This is a genomic window from Tabrizicola sp. M-4, from assembly GCF_051132405.1.
Taxonomy (GTDB): domain Bacteria; phylum Pseudomonadota; class Alphaproteobacteria; order Rhodobacterales; family Rhodobacteraceae; genus Paragemmobacter.
In genome coordinates, this window is record NZ_CP128606.1 from 989796 (window position 1) to 1009156 (window position 19361).

Below are 19361 nucleotides of genomic sequence, written 5' to 3' on the forward strand. Positions count from 1 at the left end.
CCGAGGACTGCGATTTTTCTGCGAAAAATCAGGGGGCTTTCCGCCCCCTCTTGGCGCTTTGCGCCAATTCACCCCCGAGGATATTTGAAGAACGGATGAAGCAGGCAGGTCGGTTCCTTGTCCTCACCCGTTCCACAAATATCCTGCAGGGGGTGAGGCGCGGCACGCGCCGAGGGGGACGCAAAGTCCCCCTGATTTTTCGCAGAAAAATCGTCCTTCTTGCCATTCTCGCGCAAGGCTTCCATCCTGTGACCGGATGGTCAGAATTTCCGCAGGAGCCCACGCCCATGTCTCTTTTGTCCGCCGCGACGCAAGTGCGCGAGAAGGCCTATGCGCCCTATTCCCGCTTCAAGGTAGGGGCCGCCCTGCGCACGGTGGATGGGACGGTCTTTGTCGGCTGCAATGTCGAGAATGTCGCCTACCCCGAAGGGACCTGTGCCGAGGCCGGGGCGATTGCTGCCATGGTGGCGGGCGGCGAGACGCGGATCGCCGAGGTCTGCGTGATCGCGGACAGCCCCGATCCAGTGCCGCCCTGCGGAGGTTGCCGCCAGAAGATCGCGGAGTTCGCGGCGCAGGATGTGAAGGTCACGCTCTGCACGACGGACGGGAAGGAGCGGGTGATGACGGTGGCGGAGCTGTTGCCGGGCGTCTTTACCGCCGCCCACATGGATCGGGCGTAAGGTGGACGCGCGGGGGATCATCGCGAAGCTGCGCGACGGGGGTCGGCCTTCGTCGGAGGAATTGGGGTGGTTCGCGAGGGGGCTGGCCGATGGCACGGTGAGCGATGCGCAGGCCGGAGCCTTCGCCATGGCGGTGCTTTTGAAAGGTCTGGACGAGGCGGGGCGGGTCGCCTTGACCCGGGCCATGCGGGATTCGGGCCATGTGCTGCAATGGGATCTGAACGGGCCTGTCGTGGACAAGCATTCGACGGGCGGGATCGGGGATTGCGTGTCCTTGCTGCTGGCCCCCGCCCTGGCGGCCTGCGGGGCCTATGTGCCGATGATCTCGGGCCGTGGGCTGGGACATACGGGGGGGACGCTGGACAAGCTGGAGGCCATTCCGGGGTTCCGGACAGGTCTGTCGGAGGAGCAGTTGCGGCGGCAGGTGGGCGAGGTGCGCTGTGCCATCGTGGCTGCGAGCGCAGAGATCGCGCCGGCGGATCGCAGGCTCTACGCGGTGCGGGATGTGACATCGACGGTGGAGAGTGTGGACCTGATCACGGCGTCGATCCTGTCGAAGAAGCTGTCGGCGGGGTTGGAGGCGCTGGTGCTTGACGTGAAATGCGGGTCCGGGGCCTTCATGGACACGCTGAAAAAGGCGGAGGTGCTGGCGCGGGCGCTGGTGGAGACGGCGCAGGGGGCGGGGTGCATGACGCGGGCGCTGATCACCGACATGAGCCAGCCTCTGGCGACGGCGGCGGGGAATGCGCTGGAGGTGATCGAGGTGATGGAGACGCTGACCGGCACCTCGGTGAATGCCGCGCTGTGGGACCTGACGGCGGCACTGGGTGGTGAGGCGCTGGCTTTGGGCGGGCTGGCAGCGGATGCCGAGGATGGCGAGGGTCGGATCATCGAGGCCCTTGAGAACGGGCAGGCGGCGGAGTGGTTCGGGCGCATGGTCGCGGCGCAGGGCGGGCCTGCGGATTTCGTGGAGCGCTGGCCGGATCGGCTGCCTTCCGCGCCGGTGATGGTGGAGGTGCCCTGCGAGAGTGACGGGTTCATCGCAGGGATCGATGGGCGCGGCCTTGGTGAGGCGGTGGTGCATCTGGGCGGCGGGCGGCTGCGGGACGGGGACCGGATCAACCCTTCGGTGGGGCTGAGCGATCTGGCAGGTTTGGGCGAGGGTGTCATGCGGGGCGTTCCGCTGTGCATGGTGCATGCGGCGGATGAGGCTGCGGCAGAGCGGGCGGTGAAGGCGGTGCAGGCGGCCTATCGGGTGGGCACCTCCGCGCCGGAGGAGCCGCCGCTGGTTCTGAAACGGGTGGGATGATGGCGCGGGCCTTTCTGATCGTGATGGATAGCGTGGGCTGCGGCGGGGCGCCGGACGCAGCCGACTTTGGCGACGCGGGGTCCAATACGCTGGGCCATATCGCGGCGGAATGCGCGGCGGGCCGGGCGGAGGAAGGGCGGAGCGGGGCTTTGCGCGTGCCCAACCTCGATGCGCTGGGGTTGGGGGCGGCGATACGGTTGGCCTCGGGCGCGGATGCGCCGGGGTTGGGGGCGGCGCCTTCGGGGTTCTGGGGGGCTGCGACGGAGGTGTCGCGGGGGAAGGATACGCCCTCGGGGCATTGGGAATTGGCGGGGGTGCCGGTGCCTTGGGACTGGACCTATTTTCCCGATACGGTGCCTGCGTTCCCCGATGATCTGGTGGCGGAGGTGTGTCGGCTGGCGGGGGTGGGTGGCATCCTTGGCAACTGTCACGCCTCGGGGACGCAGGTGATCGACGATCTGGGGGCGGAGCATATGCGGACCGGGTGGCCGATCTGCTATACTTCGGCGGACTCGGTCTTCCAGATCGCGGCGCATGAGGAGGTGTTCGGGCTGGAGCGGCTGGTGAACCTGTGCCGCGACCTTGCGCCGAGGCTGCATGCGATGAGGGTCGGGCGGGCGATTGCGCGGCCTTTCCTGGGGGAGCCGGGGAGTTTCCGGCGCACGGGGAACCGGCGGGATTTCGCGATTGCGCCTCCGTCCCGCACGCTTCTGGACTGGGTGCAGGGGGCGGGGCGTGTGACGCATGCGGTGGGGAAGATCGGGGATATATTCAGCCATCGGGGGATCACCCATCTGCACAAGGGCAAGGATGACGCTGCCCTTTTCGATCATCTGGACCGGCTGGGGGCGGAGGCGGAGGAGGGGTCCTTGACCTTTGCGAACTTCGTGGAGTTCGACACGAATTTCGGGCATCGCCGCGACGTGTCGGGCTATGCGCGGCAGTTGGAATGGTTCGACAGTCGGGTGGGGCCGTTTTTGGCACGGCTGAGGCCCGGTGATCTGGCGGTGTTCACCGCCGATCACGGGAATGATCCGACGTGGAAGGGGACCGAGCATACGCGGGAGCGGGTGCCTGTGGTCTGTCATGGGGTCGGGGGCGGCAGTTTCGGCCTGCGCGGCTTCGTCGATGTGGGCGCGTCGGTGGCGGCGCATCTGGGGATTGCGGCGGAAGGGCCGGGGAGGAGCTTCCTGTGAGCGTTTCGAGGCTGCCGAAGGTCGAGTTGCACCTGCATCTGGAAGGGGCCGCGCCGCCTGCCTTCATCCGTGGCTTGGCGAAGGAGAAGAAGGCCGATATCGGCGGCATCTTCGATGAGCGGGGCGACTATAAATACAAGGATTTTTGGGATTTCCTGAAGGTCTATGAGGCGGCGACGTCGGTTTTGACTTCGCCCGAGGATTACGCGCGGCTGACCTTGGCGGTGCTGGAGGAGAGCGCGAAGTCGGGGGTGTTCTATTCCGAGACGTTCCTGAGCCCCGATTTCTGCGGCGGGCGGGATGTGGGGGCGTGGCGGGAATATCTGCACGCGATGCGCGAGGCGGCGGACAAGGCGGAGCGGGACATGGGGATCACGCTGCGCGGGATCATCACCTGCATCCGGCATTTCGGACCCGAGAAGGCGCGGGAGACTGCGCTTTGCGCGGCGGAGACGGCGGGGGATTGGATCGTCGGGTTCGGGATTGCAGGGGATGAGAAGATCGGCAAGCCCAAGGATTACCTGTGGTCCTTCGACTGCGCGCGCGAGGCGGGGCTGCGGCTGACGGCGCATGCGGGGGAATGGGGCGGGCCTGAGTCTGTGCGGGATGCGGTGCGCGATCTGGGGGTGGAGCGGATCGGGCATGGCGTGCGGGCCATCGAGGATTTGGCGCTGGTCGATGAACTGGCCGAGCGGGGGGTGGTGCTGGAGGTCTGTCCGGGGTCGAACATCGCGCTGGGGATTTACCCGACATGGCGCAAGCATCCGATTGGCGAGTTGTGGCGGCGGGGCGTGAAGGTGACGGTGTCGACGGACGATCCGCCCTTCTTCCACACCACGATGGCGCGGGAATATGACCGGCTGCACGATGCCTTTGACTGGGATGACGGGGTTTTCGCGGGGATCGCGCGCACCTCGCTTGACGCGGCCTTCTGCGATGGCGATACGCGGGCAAGAGTCCTGAAGAAACTGGAGAGCGCCGATGCTTGACCACCTGACCGTCGTGACCCATCCGCTCGTCCAGCACAAGCTGACGCTGATGCGGGAAAAGGACACGTCCACCGCGTCCTTCCGGCAGTTGCTGCGGGAGATCAGCCTGCTTCTGGCCTATGAGGTGACCCGCGAGTTGCCGATGACGACGAAGCGGATCGAGACGCCGCTGCAAGAAATGGACGCCCCCGCGATCGAGGGGAAGAAGCTGGCGCTGGTGTCGATCCTGCGGGCGGGGAATGGGCTTCTGGACGGTATCCTTGAACTGATCCCGGCGGCGCGGGTGGGGTTCGTGGGGCTTTATCGGGATCACGAGACGCTGCAACCGGTGCAATATTACTGCAAGCTGCCCGAGCAGATGGAGGACCGCATCACCATCGTGGTCGATCCAATGCTGGCGACGGGCAATTCCAGTGCGGCGGCGGTGGACCTGATCAAGGCGAAAGGGGCGAAGGAGATTCGCTTCCTCTGCCTTCTGGCGGCACCCGAGGGGATCAAGCGGATGCAGGAGGCGCATCCCGATGTGCCCATCGTCACGGCCTCTGTCGATAGCCACCTGAACGAGAGCGGATACATCGTTCCGGGCCTAGGCGATGCGGGCGATCGGATGTTCGGCACAAAATAAAGTAGGCTGGCCCCTTTACCCCGGAACCATGATCCTGCATTCTGCCCCTACGCTACTGGGGGGTAGTCATGTTCGTGAAGGTTTCTGCAGGGGCGATCCTGGCCCTTGGACTTGGGGCGTTTTCCGCCCTTGCCCAATCGACCGCCGATATCGGTGGCCCGCGTGAGCGGCCTCCGGCGGGGTTCTCGGGGCAGCAATTCGTCGACAGCCGTGGCTGCGTCTTCCTGCGTGCAGGATTGGGCGGTCGGGTGAACTGGGTTCCGCGCGTGGACCGGGACCGTCGGCCGATGTGCGGCTATCCACCGACATTCGGCGGTGCTGTGGCCGTGGCCGAGGCCCCGGCTGTCCAGCCCGTGGCGCCAAGGCCTGCCGCCCCGGCGCGGGTGGCTGCGGCAGAGCCGCCGCCCGAGAGCTATACGCCTGCGCCTGTTGCGCAGATGCGCCCTGCCGCCGTTGCCAAGCCGCCTGTCATGGCGGCGACGCCTGCGCCCATGACGGTGCCGCGGTCGGTGCCGGGCGGGCAGAAAGTGGGGTGCCTCGCCTCCACCCCGGTGGCGCAGCGCCTGCGCCTGACCAATGGGGGAACGGTGATCGTCTGCACGCGCGGCGACGGGACTTTGGAGGGGCTGCGTGCCCCGGTCCATCCGCAAGGCGTTGGGGCCTCGCTGTCGCCCAAACTGGTGCCGCTGGGGCAGCCTGCGGGTATCGGCTCGGGCGTGGCCGGGGCGCGGGTCGCCGATCCGGGCGTGCAGGTACCGCAGGGCTATAAGCTGGCATGGAAGGATGACCGTCTGAACCCGCTGCGCGGGGTCGGCACGGCAGAGGGGATGGCGGCGCAGGATCAGGTCTGGACCCGGCAATTGCCCGCGCGGCCCCTGCAGGAAGAGATGGCGAGCGCCCCGACGCAGGAAGCGCCGGTGCGGGTATCCGCCTCGACCAAGTCGGCGCCCGTGCGGGAGGTGCAGCCGCAGCCGGTGGCCGGCGGGCGGATCTTCGTGCAGGTGGGCAGTTTCGGCGTGCCCGCCAATGCCGCAGGGGCGGCGGCGCGGCTTTCGGCGCTTGGTCTGCCGGTGGCCCGGACGGAGGGGCGGATCGGCGGCAAGGCGGTGCAGGTGGTGATGGCGGGACCCTTTGCCTCGGGCGATGAGGCGCAGGCGGCGCTGCGCGCGGCGCGCGGGGCGGGTTTTGGCGATGCCTTCGTGAGATAGCGGCTTGCGGGTGGGCCGGGGACGGCCCGCCCCCGTCAACCGCAGATCGCCTTCAGCGCGGCCCAGTCTTCGGCATTGAGCAATTCGCGGGGCGTTCCGCCGCGATAGGGATCAGCCTCGATCAGGCCCAGCGTGGTTTCCCCCGTCTGGTCCAGCGCGAAGCCGTAGGGGGCGGAGGAGACGGCCGCCGCCTCGAACCGGTCGAGCAGGGGTTCCTCGGGCAAGGCGGGGCGGGGGGCTGCGAGGAAGCCTTCGCCCATGCCCGCCAAGGCCCCCTCTGGCAAGGTGCCGGAGGTGAGCAGCCGGACGGTGGCGGTGAAGCCCGCTTGCCTGAGCAGCGGAAGCAGCGGGTCCTCGCCCTGTGCGCGGAAGGTTTCGGCGATGGCGAAACCGGCGGGAACCTCGGGCGTTTGCGCCGCCTCGATCATCGGCAGGCCAAGGAGGATGACGTTTCCGGGCAGAGCTGCCGCCTGCGGCAGGCCATCGCGCAGGACGAGAAGGGTGACCCCCGCCCCGCCGAAGAGCCGTTCCGACAGGATGCCAAGGGCGCGGTTGCCAAGCGGGGTGGAGCAGGGGGCCCCGGTCAGGCGCGAAAGGTCGGCCACGGCGGCCTCGGCGATCTGGGCGCGGGTGGCGGAGGGCAGGACCGAGGCGGTGTGCCGCACCAGTGTATCGGGCAGGAAGAAGGCCCCGACGGCGAGGATGGCCAGCGTGCCGCCGCCCAGCAGCGTGCCGCGCAGGCGGCCGGGGCGTGGGCTGCGCCGCTTGACCACGCCACGGATGGTTTCCAGCGCGGCGATCATGTCGGGATCGTCCACCTCCAGCGTCTCGTCGCTGTCGGGGGCGGGGCTGTAGAGGGCGGGCAGATTGCCGGGGTTCAGCCGTTCAACAGCGGGCAGGGACCAGTGGCTGAGCGGGAGTTCCGTGCGCGGATCCGACAGGACGAGGGTCGCCTCGCGGAAGGCGACGACGACCTCGCGGCGCTGCGCCTCGGGCGTGTCGCGCCAGAGGCCGGGGCTTTCCAGCCTCTGGTATTTCTTCAGCGCGGTCATGCGCGGGTGCTGCCTCGGTTCGGCTTGAATCCGTTGGCCGGAACGTTAGCGCAGCGCCAGTGCCGCCACAAGCGAAGGGGGCGCTTTGTCCGGCCTTCCTCCGTCGCAACCGCCCCGTTTTTCGCCTCGCTGCGCGAGAGGCGGCGCAAGGTGGGTATTTGGACCGGGACGAAGGCAGGCTGCTTCGTTTCGGGCTCAAATACCCCGGGGGTGAGCCCGCAGGGCGAGGGGGCTGGCCCCCTTTTGCAACGTCGGTCGCGGGCGCGCGGTCAGGCTTTTTCCATCAGCTTCGCCACGGCGCGGAGTTCGAATTTCTGGATCTTGCCGGTGGAGGTTTTCGGGAGTTCCGAGAAGATGACGTGTTTCGGCGTCTTGAACCCCGCGAGGCGTTCGCGGCAGAAGGCGATGAGGTCCTTTTCCGTGGCGCTCTGGCCGGGTTTGAGTTCGACGAAGGCGCAGGGGACTTCGCCCCATTTTTCGTCCGGTTTGGCCACCACGGCGCAGAGGAGGACGGCGGGGTGGTGCATCAGGACGCCTTCGACTTCGACGGAGGAGACGTTCTCGCCGCCCGAGATGATGATGTCCTTGGCGCGGTCGGTGATCTTGATGTAGCCGTCCGGGTGCTGGAAGGCGATGTCGCCGGAGCGGAACCAGCCGCCCTTGAAGGCTTCGGCGGTGGCCTTGGGGTTCTTGTAATAGCCCTTCATCACCATGTTGCCGCGCATGGCGATTTCGCCAAGGTGCTGGCCGTCGCGGGGGACGGGGTTGCCGTTGGTGTCATGGACTTCGGCGCCTTCGAGCATGGGCATGGGGATGCCGGTGCGGGCCTTGTAGGCGGCGCGTTCGTCTTTTGATGCGCCCTCCCATTCCTCGCGCCATGTGCATTCCGTGGCGGGGCCGTAGGTTTCGGTCAGGCCGTAGACTTGGGTGACGTTGAAGCCCAAGGGTTCGAAGGCGGCCAGCGTTGCGGCGGGGGGCGGGGCGCCTGCTGTGAAGACTTCGACGATGTGGTCGAAGGGGCGGCGGTCTTCGTCCTTGGCGTTGATGATGGTGTTCAGGACGATGGGCGCGCCGCCGAAATGGGTGACTTTCTCATCCGCTATGGCGTCGTAGATGGCTTTCGCCGTGATGTCGCGGCAGCAGACGAGGGTTCCGGCCAGGATCGGGGTCATCCAAGTATGGGTCCAGCCGTTGCAGTGGAAGAGCGGCACGATGGTCAGGTAGACGGGGTGCAGCACCATCCTCCACGACAGGATGTTGGCGGTGGCAGAGAGGTAGGCGCCACGGTGGTGGTAGACGACGCCCTTGGGGCGGCCCGTGGTGCCGGAGGTGTAGTTGATGGCGATGGATTCCCATTCATCCTCGGGCATGATCCAGTCCGCCGCCGGGTCGCCTTCGGTGAGCAGGGCGGCGTATGTCAGGTAATGGCCGGAGGGGGTGAAGCCTTCGTCCGCGACTTCGATGATCTGGGGGGCGGGGCCTTCCATGCGCTTGATCGCCTCTTCGGCCAACTGGAGGAAGGCCGTGTCGCAGAGGACGATCTTGGCGCCCGCATGGCCGAAGATATAGGCGACGGTGTCGGCGTCGAGGCGGGTGTTGATCGTGTTCAGGATCGCGCCTGCGGCGGGGACGCCGAAATGCGCGACGGCCTGCGGGGGGATATTGGGCATGAGGGTGGCGACCACGTCGCCCGGTGCGATGCCGCGGCGCGCGAGGGAGGAGGCGAGGCGGGAGACCTGTTCGGCGTAGTCGGCATAGGTGAGGCGGGTGGATTTCCAGACGACGGCGGTTCGGTTCGCGTGGATGTCGGCGGCGCGTTTCAGGAAGCTGAGCGGCGTCAGGGGGACGTAGTTCGCCGCGCTCTTCTCCAGTCCCGTCTCGTCGGCCAGCCAGCCCATAGGTCACTCTCCCCGTGATAATTCCAAGACATGTCGTTTTCGGGCGCGCAAGGGGGAAGGTAGCAGGGTTCACAGAGGAAGCGAGAGGGACGAAAAGGCAATTTCATGAGCAATTCCGACAGGACGCTGGCGGCGGCGGGGTTGATCCTTGTCTATGCGATGGTCATCGGCTTTACCGATAATTACGTGCGGGTGATCGCCGAGGAGGCGGGGCTGTGGCAGTTCCATCTGACGCGGAGCCTGATGGCGGCGGTGTTGCTGGCCTTGGCGATGGTGCCGATGGGTCTGAGGCTGCGGCCGCAGCGGTGGGGGGCGGTGGTGGCGCGGTCGTCGATCCATGGCGCGGCGATGGTGATCTATTTCGGGGCGCTGGCCTTTCTGGATGTGGCGCTGGTGGCGGCGGGGCTGTTCACCGCGCCGATCTGGGTGCTGCTGATTTCGCGTTTCGTCTATGGCCATCCCATTGGGCCGGTTAGGATTTTTGCTGTGATCCTTGGGTTTGCCGGGGTAGTTCTGGTGCTGGGCCCCGAGGCTTTGGCGGGGGCGTCGCTGCCTGCCGTTCTGCCGGTGCTGGCGGGGGCGATGTATGCGATGGGCAATATCGCGACGCGGGAATGGTGCGCGGGGGAAAGCGCCGAGACGCTGCTGGCGGGGTTCTTTGCCGCGCTGGGGGTGATTGGGGCCGTGGGGATGGCGGTCCTGTGGATGATGCCGCTGCCCGTGCCGGAGGGGGCGGAGGGGTTCCTGCAGCGCGGGCCGGTCTGGCCGGGCGGGACCTTCTATTTCTGGACCTTCGTGCAGGCGGCGGGGTCGTTGATCGGGGTTGGGATGATGATCCGGGCCTATCAGATCACCGAGGCCTCGAAAGCGAGCGTGCTGGAATATGTGATCCTGCCCGCCTCGGCCTTCTGGACATGGGTGCTCTGGGGGACGGGGCTTGCGCCGCTGGCGGTGGCGGGGATGGTGCTGATCGTGGTGGCGGGGTCGATGATCGCGCTGCGGGCAAAGGCGGTGGAGGGGTAGTTGGCGGTGGCCAGAAATCTTTGAAGATTTTTGCAAATTTCTTCGAAGAAGTTTGGGGTCAGCGATCGCTGACCGCCTCGCGCCAGTGTTTGCGGCAGAGGCTGACATAGGTCTCGTTCCCGCCGATCACCACCTGTTCGCCTGCCGTCAGGGCGCGACCGTCGGGGCCGCGGCGGATGACCATGGTCGCCTTTTTCCCGCAATGGCAGATGGTGCGGACCTCGCGCATTTCATCGGCCCAGGCTAGCAGGGCGGCAGAACCGGGGAAAAGGTTGCCCTGAAAGTCGACGCGGAGGCCGTAGCACATGACCGGGACCTTCAGGTCGTCGACGGCGCGGGCGAGTTGCCAGACCTGATCCTTCGACAGGAATTGTGCTTCGTCGATGAAGATGCAGGCGACGGGGCCTTTTTCGAGGCGCTGGCTGATCTTTTCGAACATGTCCTCGCCGGGGGCGAAGGTGTCGGCATCCTCGCCGATCCCGATGCGGGAGGCGATGCGGCCCTGTCCCGCGCGGTTGTCGAATTGGGCGGTGATGAGATAGGTGGCCATGCCCCCCTCGCGGTAGTTGTGCGAGGCTTGCAGGAGCAGGGTCGATTTCCCTGCGTTCATCGTGGAGAAGTGGAAGTAGAGCTTGGCCATGCGGGGGGATTAGCGCATCGCCTGCGGCGTGGCTAGGGGGAGACGGCTGCGGGACGGGGGGGCTTTCCGCCCCCCGCGGGCGCGTGCCGCGCCCTCCCCCCGAGGATATTTTTGAACGGATGAAGGGGCTTAGCCCCGGCGTCCGCCTTGGTGCTGGCGCGGTTTGCCGCTGTTGCCGGAGCGGGTGGGAGAGCCGCCGCCGCCCACGGGGCGGGCGGGTTTGGCACCCTGCTTCGGTTGGGGTTTGGGGGCCTGCGACTGGTGTTCAGGGCGCTGGCCTTGGGGTTTGCCCTGCGGGCGTCCCTGCGGTTTCTGGCCGGGGCGACCGCCGCCGGGGCGTTGGTTGCGGTTCTGGCCGGGTTTCGGGGCAGCTGCGACGATATCGGCGGCCCAAGGCGCGCCGCCGATCACCGGAATCGGTTTTTTCAGAACCTTTTCAATAGCTTGCAGTTCGCCCATCTCGGCGGGCGCACAGAAGGCGACGGCGTTGCCCTCGGCCCCCGCGCGGGCGGTGCGGCCGATGCGGTGGACGTAGTTTTCCGGCACGTTGGGCAGGTCGTAGTTGTAGACATGCCGCACGCCCGGAATGTCGATCCCGCGCGCGGCGACATCGGTTGCCACAAGGACGTCGAGTTCGCCGTTGCGGAATTCCGTCAGAGTGCGATCCCTTTGGTTCTGGCTTTTGTTGCCGTGGATGGAGCCGACCTTGAAGCCCCATTGTGCCAGCAATTTGCTAAGTTTCTCTGAACCGTGCTTGGTTCTGCCGAAAACCAGCGCCTGTTCGCCGGGGTGTTTCTTGAGATACTCTTCCAGAAGCTTCGCCTTGTCGCCGTTGGGGATGAAATGGACCCCTTGGACGATCTTTTCGGCGGGCTTGCCGGGGGGGGCGACCTGCACGCGGACGGGGTCGCGGAGGTAGGTTCCGGCGATCTCCTCGATATCCTTGGGCATGGTGGCGGAGAAGAGAAGTGTCTGTCTTTTCAGGGGGATATGCTTCGCGATCTTCCTGAGAGCGTGGATGAAGCCCATGTCGAGCATGTGGTCGGCCTCATCCAGAACCAGATAGCCCGTGTTCTGGAGCGAGACGTCGCCGCGTTCGAGGAGGTCGATCAGGCGACCCGGCGTGGCGACGAGCACGTCGGCGCCGCGCGCAAGGGCCATGGCCTGCCGGTTGAGGGAGGCGCCGCCCACGACGGTGAGGACCTTGACGGGGGTGCCTTTGGTGAAAATTGTAAGGTTATCAGAGATTTGCGTGACGAGTTCGCGCGTGGGCGCAAGGATCAGGGCGCGGACGTTGCGCGGGCCCGGCGGGTGGCCGATGTCCAGCAGGCGGTGCAGGAGCGGCAGGCCGAAGGCCGCCGTCTTGCCGGTGCCGGTCTGGGCGAGGCCCATGAGGTCGCGGCCCTTCATCACATGGGGGATGGCCTGGACCTGGATGGGGGTGGGGTCCTTCAGCGTGGTTTTTTCCAGTGCTTTCAGGATCTTGGGGGAAAGGCCGAGGTCGGCGAAGGTGGTCATGTGCGTTGTCTTTCCGGCCTTAATCGCAAGGCCAAGAGGGGCCGCGTCAGGGCGGCCGGTGGCAGGTGGTGCGCCGATCGCGCGGCGCGGAACCCCTGCGTGAGGGTGGGAACCTGTGGCCCGGTCCAGCTCCCCTAAGGGCTGCTCACGCGGCAGCGGAGGGCGGGCGTGAGGGGGAGATGGGGGTTTTCGGGGGCAAAGTCAACCGTCCGGGTTCCGTGCCGGAATCTGTGCCGCAAAGTGTCAGCACGCAGCGGGCGGTGCGGTAGGGGGTTGGTAAGGCGGTGGAGGCAGGGTGGCGGCTGGTCTTTGGCGCGGAGGGTGCGATGGAACCGGGGAAGATGCGGGGGAAGGCGGCGGCGCATTACCACTACATGGCCGATGCGATGCGGCGGCTGGAATGGGACCTGCACAACCGCATCGAGGTGACGGGGCGCATCCCGCCGGAGTGGCACGAGATCGCGCAGGAGGAGGGGCGGTATGGGACGGAGCGGGTGTCGCTGCGGCTGGACCGGGATTTGGTGCGGTTCTTCCGGTCGATGGGGCTGGGCTATGGGCCGCGGATCAACCGGGTGCTGCGGACCTATATGCATGCGCGACTGGCGGGGGTGATCCGGGGGGCGGACACGGCGCCGGAGTTCCGGGTGCGGATGGAGGGGGAGCGGCCCCTGTGGGGCGAGACGGCGCGGATGATGGGCGCGGGGCCGGGGCCGGATGCGGCGGAGCGGGAGGTGGAGGCAAGGGCGCGGATGGAGGAGCGGGTGAGGGGGATGGGGGCGGGCTAGGGGTCGGTCAGTGTTGGGCCAGAACGGCCCTGAAGCGTGCTCGATACGATTTGCGTTCAACCTCTGTCAGGTCGCGGCCAAGCGTGTTGCGGATACGGCCCAGGGTTGGGCGGTCGAGTTCGGAGGGAACGACGCTCGGATTAGCCTTGAAGGCGGCAGTCGCAATCTCAAGGACACGGGTGTCGACCGTGTTCATGCAGTCGTTGATCGCCGTGTCGAAGACGGTTTCGATAGGCTGTGCTGCCTGAGCGGTCTGAGAGTTCCCCGGCACGATCTTGCGATCCGTTTCAGGATCGAAATCCTGTTCGAGGATCGAAATGAGGGATTTCATCAGGTCCTCTGTCCACTCGTGGTGGGTGTCGGCCTCTTGGATGAGATCCGGCGACTGCGAACCCCGTGCGGGCTTGATGCCGAGGAGATGGACTTGGACTCCGAAGGTCTGTGCGATCTGCACGCCGATCCGGATGTCTTCGTCACCGGACAGGACGAGGGCGCTGGTTACGGCGCGGTTCCGAGCAAGGTCGATGATGTCGGTGACGATCAGCGAGTCGACGCCCTTCTGCTCGCCGTTGCTGTTGATCACGCCAAGGCGGAGCTTCGTATAGGGGGCGCTTGCGACCTGCTCTTGTTCGGAACTCATGCGGCCGCTGCGGGGAAGCCCATCATACCAGTAGATGCGAAGGAGCCGCTGGCCCGGGGCCACTTCGTCGCAAAGCCGGCGCAATGCTGTCAGCGTTGCCTCGACGTTCAGGATCACGAGGTTTCGCGGCTGTTTCTTGCCCGCTATGAGGGTCGATCCCTGTGCGTAAAGATAGCCTGCATCAACGAAAACAGCGATTTGCATGGCTACCCCGCAAACTCGGTTACTGAAAAGTAAAGGGCACCCGAGGGTGCCCCTAGATAGAAGCGGCCACCGTATGATAAGCCGCAAGGTAGCTATAGCAGTTCGCGGTGCGGGTTTCAACCCTCGGGGTATCACCCCTGCAACGTTCGCACCCCATACCCCTCGCCCCGCGCCTTCATCGCCGCCACTGCCGCGATCGACGCGGCTGCCGTGGTGAAATACGGGATCTTGTCCATCAGCGCGACGCGGCGGATGTCGCGGCTGTCGCTGACGGCCTGCGTGCCTTCGGTCGTGTTCATCACCAGCGCGATGTCGCCGTTCTTCAGGCGGTCGACGATGTTTGGGCGGCCTTCGTAGACCTTGTTCACCGCCTCGGACTTCACGCCCTGCGACTTCAGCCAGTCGGCGGTGCCGCGGGTTGCCACGATCTCGAACCCCATGGCGATGAGGTCGTGGGCGGCGGAGGCCAATGCTGCCGTCTTGTCCATGTCCTTGACGGAGAGGAAGACGCGGCCTGTTTCGGGCAGGATGGTGCCTGCGCCCATCTGCGCCTTGAGGAAGGCCAAGGGGAAGGTGCGGTCCCAGCCCATCACCTCACCCGTGGAGCGCATCTCGGGGCCGAGGAGGGGGTCGACGCCGGGGAAGCGGGCGAAGGGGAGGACGGCTTCCTTGACGCTGAACCACGGGGTGATCGGGTTGGCGAGCGTGTTGGGGTTCGCCAAGGGGAGCGCGCTGTCGGGGCCGACGCCGGCCGGGTAGGGGGCGCGTTCGGGGAAGTTGGAGAGCGGCTCGCCTGCCATGAGGCGGGCGGCGATGGAGGCGATGGCGCTATCGGTCGCCTTGGCCACGAAGGGGACCGTGCGCGAGGCGCGGGGGTTCACTTCGAGGACGTAGATCGTGCCGTCCTTGATGGCGAATTGGACGTTCATCAGGCCCACGACATGGAGGGCGCGGGCCATGAGGACGGTCTGGCGTTTCAACTCCTCGACCGTTTCCGCCGAGAGTTGGTGGGGGGGGAGGCAGCAGGCGGAGTCGCCGGAATGGACGCCCGCTTCCTCGATATGTTCCATGATGCCTGCGACGTGGACGTTGGTCCCGTCGGAGAGGGCGTCGACGTCGACCTCGACCGCGCCGGAGAGGTAGCTGTCGAGGAGGACGGGGCTGTCGCCCGAGACTTGCACGGCGGTGGCGATGTAGCGGTCGAGCTGTTCGTCGGAGCGGACGATTTCCATCGCGCGGCCGCCGAGGACGAAGGAGGGGCGGATCACGAGGGGGTAGCCGACCTGTGCGGCGATGGCGAAGGCCTCGTCGCGGCTACGCGCGGTGCCGTTGACGGGCTGTTTCAGGCCGAGGTCGTTGAGGAGTTTCTGGAAGCGTTCGCGGTCTTCGGCAAGGTCGATGGCGTCGGGGGTGGTGCCGAGGATCGGGATGCCTTCGGCATGGAGCGCGTTGGCGAGTTTCAGGGGGGTCTGGCCGCCGAACTGGACGATGACGCCGTGCAGCGTGCCGTTTTCCTGTTCGACGCGCAGGATTTCGAGGACGTGTTCGAGGGTCAGCGGTTCGAAATAGAGGCGATCGGAGGTGTCGTAGTCGGTCGACACGGTTTCGGGGTTGCAGTTGACCATGATGGTCTCATATCCCGCGCCGGTCAGCGCGTAGCAGGCATGGCAGCAGCAGTAGTCGAATTCGATGCCCTGACCGATGCGGTTCGGGCCGCCGCCGAGGATGACGACTTTCTTCGCCTTGGACGGGCGGGCCTCGCATTCCACGTCGCCCATGACGGGGCTTTCGTAGGTGGAATACATGTAGGGGGTTTGCGCTTCGAATTCGGCCGCGCAGGTGTCGATGCGTTTGAAGACGGCGGTGACGCCGAGGTTGCGGCGGGCGCGGCGGACCTGCGCCTCGTCCCGTCCGGTCAGTTTGGCGAGGCGGGCGTCGGTGAAGCCGAACATCTTGAGGCGGCGGAGGTTGGCGGCGTCGACGGGGAGGCCGTTCTTGCGGACCTGCGCCTCGATGTCGATGATTTCGCGGATGCGGGCGAGGAACCACGGGTCGAAGGCTGTGGCCTGCTGGATCTCGTCATCCGTCAGGCCGTGGCGCATGGCCTGGGCGATGACGCGGAGGCGGTCGGGGGTTTGCTGGGAGAGGGCCTTGATGATGGCGGCGCGCGAGGTGGCGTCGAGGTCCCGGGTCGAGCCCGGGACGGGTGTCCCCTGGACACCCGGGATCGCGATCTCGTCGAAGCCGGTGAGGCCGGTTTCGAGGGAGGCCAGCGCCTTCTGCATGGACTCGTGGATGGTGCGGCCGATGGCCATCGCCTCGCCCACCGATTTCATCGCGGTCGTCAGGTTCGGTTCGGAGCCGGGGAATTTCTCGAAGGCGAAGCGGGGGATCTTGGTGACGACGTAGTCGATGGAGGGTTCGAAGGAGGCGGGCGTGACCTTCGTGATGTCGTTGTCAAGTTCGTCCAGCGTGTAGCCCACCGCCAGTTTCGCGGCGATCTTGGCGATGGGGAAGCCCGTCGCCTTGGAGGCCAGCGCGGAGGAGCGGGAGACGCGGGGGTTCATCTCGATCACGACCATGCGGCCGTCGGCGGGGTTGATGGCCCATTGCACGTTGGAGCCACCCGTTTCCACGCCGATCTCGCGCAGGACGGCGATGGAGCCGTTGCGCATGATCTGGTATTCCTTGTCGGTCAGCGTCAGGGCCGGGGCGACGGTGATCGAGTCGCCCGTATGGACGCCCATCGGGTCGACGTTTTCGATGGAGCAGACGATGATGGCGTTGTCGGCGCGGTCGCGGACCACCTCCATCTCGTATTCCTTCCAGCCGAGGAGGGATTCATCGACGAGGACTTGTGCCACGGGGGAGGCCTCAAGCCCGGATTTCACGATGGCTTCGTAATCGTCGCGGTTGTAGGCGACGCCGCCGCCCGTGCCGCCCAAGGTGAAGGCGGGGCGGATGATGGCGGGGAGGCCTACGTATTCCAGCGCGGCCATGGCCTCGGCCACGCCTGCGGCGATGTCGAATTTGCCGGAGGCGAGTTTGGGGGCGGCGACGATGGTGGCTTTCGGGTTCTCGAGGCCGATGCGGTCCATCGCTTCGCGGAAGAGTTTGCGGTCTTCGGCCATCTCGATGGCTTCGCGGTTGGCGCCGATGAGTTCGACGCCGAATTTTTCGAGCACGCCGAGATCGGCGAGGGCGAGTGCGGTGTTCAGGCCGGTCTGGCCGCCCATCGTGGGGAGGAGCGCGTCGGGGCGTTCCTTTTCGATGATCTTGGCGACGACTTCGGGGGTGATCGGTTCGATATAGGTGGCGTCGGCAAGGCCCGGATCGGTCATGATCGTCGCGGGGTTCGAGTTGACGAGGATGACGCGGTAGCCTTCCTCGCGCAGGGCCTTGCAGGCCTGTGCGCCGGAGTAGTCGAATTCGCAGGCCTGTCCGATGACGATGGGACCTGCGCCGATGATCATGATGGAGGAGATATCGGTTCTTTTCGGCATGGTCCTGTCCCGCATGTGCCATCCCGCGGCGGTGTGGCTGCGGGTGGAGGATTCGTGCATTGCGCAAATTGACGGGGGTTTAGGGGAGTGGGGCGCGGGGCGCAAGGGATTGTGCGCGGCGTCGCGGCGGACGCGATTTTTGGCGCAAAAATCGCGCAAAATTCTGGCGCAGAATTTTGCGGGTGGCTGATGGCGCGCGGATGGGGGGCCGAAATCTGCGTCAGATTTCGGCGCATTTTCTGCGTCAGAAAATGCTTGCCCGGGCGGATCGGGGCGGCAAGGCGTCGCGGCTGGGCTGGTCGGGGGGGGGGGGCGGTGCTATCTCGGCCCGCGATGGAATGGAGTTGGGCCGCGTGATCCTTTTCGAACATGGTCCGGGCGGGGTGCCTGCGCTGTTTGACGGCGCGCGCGAGGTGATCGTGGCGCGGCGGGCGGATCAGGTGCGCGGCGCGCTGGGCCACGCCGACCGGGCGCGGGCCGCGGGGGCATGGGTCGCGGGTTATGTGGCCTATGAGGCGGGCTATGCGCTGGAGCCGAAGCTGGCGCGGCTGATGCCGCGGCGGCGGCCGGGGCCCCTGGTGGCGCTGGGGGTGTTCGACGGGCCTGCCGATGCGGGCGGCGTGCTGGCGCAAGCGGGGGCGGAGGCGGGGGCGGCGCGGCTGTCGCGGCTGCGGCGCGGGATCACGCGGGCGGCCTATGGCGCGGCGATGGAGCGCGTGATGGGCTATATCGCGGCAGGGGATTGCTATCAGATCAACCTGACCTTTCCCCTTTCGGCGCGGCTGGAGGCGGGGACGGCGCTGGGCCTTTACGGCGCTTTGCGGGCGCGGCAGGCGGTGGGATACGGGGTGTTCTGCGATCTGGGGGTGGGGCCTGTCGTGATGTCCCGCTCGCCCGAGCTGTTCTTCCGGGTGGAGGGGGGCGTGATCTCGGCCCGTCCGATGAAGGGGACCGCGCCGCGCGATGCAGACCCGGTGCGGGATGCGGCGCTGGCGGCGGAGTTGTTCGCGTCGGAGAAGGCGCGGGCGGAGAACCTGATGATCGTCGATTTGCTGCGGAACGATATCGCGCGGATATCCGAGGTGGGGTCGGTGAAGGTGCCGGAGCTTTACGCGGTGGAGCCATTTGCCACGGTGCATCAGATGAGTTCGACGGTGACGGGGCGGCTGGTGGCGGGGGCGGATCTGGCGGGGCTGATGGGGGCGCTGTTTCCCTGCGGGTCGATCACGGGGGCGCCGAAGATCCGCGCGATGGAGATCATTCGCGAGGTGGAGGGGCGCGCGCGGGGCGTCTATTGCGGGGCGATGGGGTGGATGGCGCCTTCGGGCGATGCGGTGTGGAACGTGGCGATCCGGACCTTGTCTTTGTTCGACGGAGGGCGCGTGGTGCTGAACGTGGGCGGCGGCGTGGTGCAGGATTCCACCGCCGATGGCGAATGGGAGGAGGCGCTGTGGAAGGCGCGCTACGCGGAAGGGCTGGGGACGTCCGGCTGATCGAGACGCTTCTGTGGGACGGGGCGGGGTTTCCACGGCTGTCGCTGCATCTGGCGCGGCTGGCGCGGGGGGCGGGGACACTTGGCTTTCCTTGCGATCCTCGCGCGGTGGAGCGGGCGTTGCGCGGGGCGGTGGGCGATGCGCCCCTGCGCGTGCGGCTGACCCTCGGGGCCGTGGGGGATGTGGAGGTGACGGTCGCGCCCCTGCCTGCGGGAAAGGCCGAGTGGCGCGTCGGGCTGGCGGCGGCGCGGTTGGCGTCGGGTGATCCGTGGCTGCGGGTGAAATCGACGCGGCGCGGGACCTATGACGCGGCGCGGGCGGAGTTGGCGGCGGGGCTGGATGAGGTGGTATTCCTGAACGAGCGGGGCGAGGTCTGCGACGGGACGATCACGACGGTCTTCTTCGACCGGGGCGCGGGGATGCGGACGCCGCCCTTGGCCTGCGGTTTGTTGCCGGGGGTGCTGCGGGAGGAGATGGCGGTGCCGGAGGAGGTGCTCTTGGCGCGTGACCTGCCGCAGGTACGGCTTTGGGTGGGGAATGCGCTGCGGGGGCTGATCCCGGCGGTCTGGGCGGGGTAGTGAGCGGAGCGCCGGCCGCG

18 protein-coding genes are annotated in these 19361 nt (G+C 67.0%); 11 read left to right on the forward strand and 7 right to left on the reverse strand.

Features of this window, described 5'->3' with window-relative positions:
* Positions 1–68: 68 nt before the first annotated feature.
* Positions 69–245, reverse strand: coding sequence for a hypothetical protein (locus tag TabM4_RS04755; protein WP_434619184.1), 177 nt, complete (start codon positions 243–245; stop codon positions 69–71).
* A gap of 42 nt (positions 246–287) precedes the next feature.
* Here TabM4_RS04755 and TabM4_RS04760 point away from each other — a divergent pair, with 42 nt between their 5' ends.
* The 6 genes from TabM4_RS04760 to TabM4_RS04785 all read left to right on the forward strand — a co-directional run bounded on the left by TabM4_RS04760 (position 288) and on the right by TabM4_RS04785 (position 6007).
* Positions 288–680 (forward strand): cytidine deaminase, encoded by a 393-nt coding sequence (locus TabM4_RS04760; protein WP_434619187.1) that lies wholly within the window; start codon positions 288–290, stop codon positions 678–680.
* A 1-nt stretch (position 681) separates the two neighbouring features.
* The gene (locus TabM4_RS04765) at positions 682–1989 is read left to right on the forward strand and encodes a thymidine phosphorylase (protein WP_434619190.1); all 1308 of its coding nucleotides are present in this window, start codon (positions 682–684) and stop codon (positions 1987–1989) included.
* The gene (locus TabM4_RS04770) at positions 1989–3185 is read left to right on the forward strand and encodes a phosphopentomutase (RefSeq protein WP_434621919.1); all 1197 of its coding nucleotides are present in this window, start codon (positions 1989–1991) and stop codon (positions 3183–3185) included. Before TabM4_RS04765 ends, TabM4_RS04770 begins: the two co-directional genes overlap by 1 nt.
* Entirely contained in the window at positions 3182–4174 is a 993-nt protein-coding gene (locus tag TabM4_RS04775; protein WP_434619193.1) for an adenosine deaminase, read from the forward strand. The genes TabM4_RS04770 and TabM4_RS04775 overlap by 4 nt, the downstream gene beginning before the upstream one ends.
* Positions 4167–4799 (forward strand): uracil phosphoribosyltransferase, encoded by a 633-nt coding sequence (gene upp / locus TabM4_RS04780; RefSeq protein WP_434619196.1) that lies wholly within the window; start codon positions 4167–4169, stop codon positions 4797–4799. Before TabM4_RS04775 ends, upp begins: the two co-directional genes overlap by 8 nt.
* A gap of 68 nt (positions 4800–4867) precedes the next feature.
* Complete coding sequence (locus tag TabM4_RS04785) at positions 4868–6007, forward strand: SPOR domain-containing protein (RefSeq protein WP_434619199.1); 1140 nt, start codon at positions 4868–4870, stop codon at positions 6005–6007.
* Positions 6008–6042: 35 nt separating this feature from the next.
* Here TabM4_RS04785 and TabM4_RS04790 read toward each other — a convergent pair whose 3' ends face one another.
* Positions 6043–7059 (reverse strand): hypothetical protein, encoded by a 1017-nt coding sequence (locus tag TabM4_RS04790; protein WP_434619202.1) that lies wholly within the window; start codon positions 7057–7059, stop codon positions 6043–6045.
* Positions 7060–7328: 269 nt separating this feature from the next.
* Positions 7329–8957, reverse strand: a complete 1629-nt coding sequence (locus TabM4_RS04795; RefSeq protein WP_434619205.1) for an AMP-binding protein — start codon at positions 8955–8957, stop codon at positions 7329–7331.
* Between the two features lie 105 nt (positions 8958–9062).
* On the opposite strand from TabM4_RS04795, the gene TabM4_RS04800 reads away from it, so the two are divergent.
* Complete coding sequence (locus TabM4_RS04800) at positions 9063–9980, forward strand: DMT family transporter (protein WP_434619208.1); 918 nt, start codon at positions 9063–9065, stop codon at positions 9978–9980.
* A 58-nt stretch (positions 9981–10038) separates the two neighbouring features.
* Here TabM4_RS04800 and TabM4_RS04805 read toward each other — a convergent pair whose 3' ends face one another.
* Both TabM4_RS04805 and TabM4_RS04810 read right to left on the reverse strand, forming a co-directional pair.
* Positions 10039–10620 (reverse strand): thymidine kinase, encoded by a 582-nt coding sequence (locus TabM4_RS04805; RefSeq protein WP_434619211.1) that lies wholly within the window; start codon positions 10618–10620, stop codon positions 10039–10041.
* Between the two features lie 129 nt (positions 10621–10749).
* Positions 10750–12138 (reverse strand): DEAD/DEAH box helicase, encoded by a 1389-nt coding sequence (locus TabM4_RS04810; RefSeq protein WP_434619214.1) that lies wholly within the window; start codon positions 12136–12138, stop codon positions 10750–10752.
* Between the two features lie 284 nt (positions 12139–12422).
* Here TabM4_RS04810 and TabM4_RS04815 point away from each other — a divergent pair, with 284 nt between their 5' ends.
* Positions 12423–12923, forward strand: a complete 501-nt coding sequence (locus TabM4_RS04815) for a BrnA antitoxin family protein (RefSeq protein WP_434619217.1) — start codon at positions 12423–12425, stop codon at positions 12921–12923.
* Between the two features lie 7 nt (positions 12924–12930).
* Here TabM4_RS04815 and TabM4_RS04820 read toward each other — a convergent pair whose 3' ends face one another.
* Complete coding sequence (locus TabM4_RS04820; protein ID WP_434619220.1) at positions 12931–13767, reverse strand: NYN domain-containing protein; 837 nt, start codon at positions 13765–13767, stop codon at positions 12931–12933.
* Positions 13768–13898: 131 nt separating this feature from the next.
* Positions 13899–17270 (reverse strand): carbamoyl-phosphate synthase large subunit, encoded by a 3372-nt coding sequence (gene carB, locus TabM4_RS04825; protein WP_434619222.1) that lies wholly within the window; start codon positions 17268–17270, stop codon positions 13899–13901.
* Here carB and TabM4_RS04830 point away from each other — a divergent pair.
* From TabM4_RS04830 to TabM4_RS04840, 3 genes are all read left to right on the forward strand, one after another.
* On the forward strand, positions 17233–17460 hold the full coding sequence (locus tag TabM4_RS04830) for a hypothetical protein (RefSeq protein WP_434619225.1): 228 nt from the start codon (positions 17233–17235) through the stop codon (positions 17458–17460). The two genes, carB and TabM4_RS04830, sit on opposite strands and share 38 nt — an antisense overlap.
* Positions 17461–17623: 163 nt before the next feature.
* The gene (locus tag TabM4_RS04835; RefSeq protein WP_434621921.1) at positions 17624–18763 is read left to right on the forward strand and encodes an aminodeoxychorismate synthase component I; all 1140 of its coding nucleotides are present in this window, start codon (positions 17624–17626) and stop codon (positions 18761–18763) included.
* Entirely contained in the window at positions 18721–19341 is a 621-nt protein-coding gene (locus tag TabM4_RS04840; protein WP_434619228.1) for an aminotransferase class IV family protein, read from the forward strand. Before TabM4_RS04835 ends, TabM4_RS04840 begins: the two co-directional genes overlap by 43 nt.
* Positions 19342–19361: the final 20 nt, after the last annotated feature.

What these genes read in the sequence shown, in the direction of transcription:
- TabM4_RS04790 (WP_434619202.1), bottom strand. Translation starts at nt 7,059, where the DNA reads ATGACCGCGCTGAAGAAATACCAGAGGCTGGAAAGCCCCGGCCTCTGG.
- TabM4_RS04795 (WP_434619205.1), bottom strand. Translation starts at nt 8,957, where the DNA reads ATGGGCTGGCTGGCCGACGAGACGGGACTGGAGAAGAGCGCGGCGAAC.
- TabM4_RS04770 (WP_434621919.1), top strand. Translation starts at nt 1,989, where the DNA reads ATGGCGCGGGCCTTTCTGATCGTGATGGATAGCGTGGGCTGCGGCGGG.
- TabM4_RS04760 (WP_434619187.1), top strand. Translation starts at nt 288, where the DNA reads ATGTCTCTTTTGTCCGCCGCGACGCAAGTGCGCGAGAAGGCCTATGCG.
- TabM4_RS04805 (WP_434619211.1), bottom strand. Translation starts at nt 10,620, where the DNA reads ATGGCCAAGCTCTACTTCCACTTCTCCACGATGAACGCAGGGAAATCG.
- TabM4_RS04820 (WP_434619220.1), bottom strand. Translation starts at nt 13,767, where the DNA reads ATGCAAATCGCTGTTTTCGTTGATGCAGGCTATCTTTACGCACAGGGA.
- TabM4_RS04785 (WP_434619199.1), top strand. Translation starts at nt 4,868, where the DNA reads ATGTTCGTGAAGGTTTCTGCAGGGGCGATCCTGGCCCTTGGACTTGGG.
- TabM4_RS04800 (WP_434619208.1), top strand. Translation starts at nt 9,063, where the DNA reads ATGAGCAATTCCGACAGGACGCTGGCGGCGGCGGGGTTGATCCTTGTC.
- TabM4_RS04810 (WP_434619214.1), bottom strand. Translation starts at nt 12,138, where the DNA reads ATGACCACCTTCGCCGACCTCGGCCTTTCCCCCAAGATCCTGAAAGCA.
- TabM4_RS04755 (WP_434619184.1), bottom strand. Translation starts at nt 245, where the DNA reads ATGGAAGCCTTGCGCGAGAATGGCAAGAAGGACGATTTTTCTGCGAAA.
- upp (WP_434619196.1), top strand. Translation starts at nt 4,167, where the DNA reads ATGCTTGACCACCTGACCGTCGTGACCCATCCGCTCGTCCAGCACAAG.
- carB (WP_434619222.1), bottom strand. Translation starts at nt 17,270, where the DNA reads ATGCCGAAAAGAACCGATATCTCCTCCATCATGATCATCGGCGCAGGT.
- TabM4_RS04830 (WP_434619225.1), top strand. Translation starts at nt 17,233, where the DNA reads ATGATCATGATGGAGGAGATATCGGTTCTTTTCGGCATGGTCCTGTCC.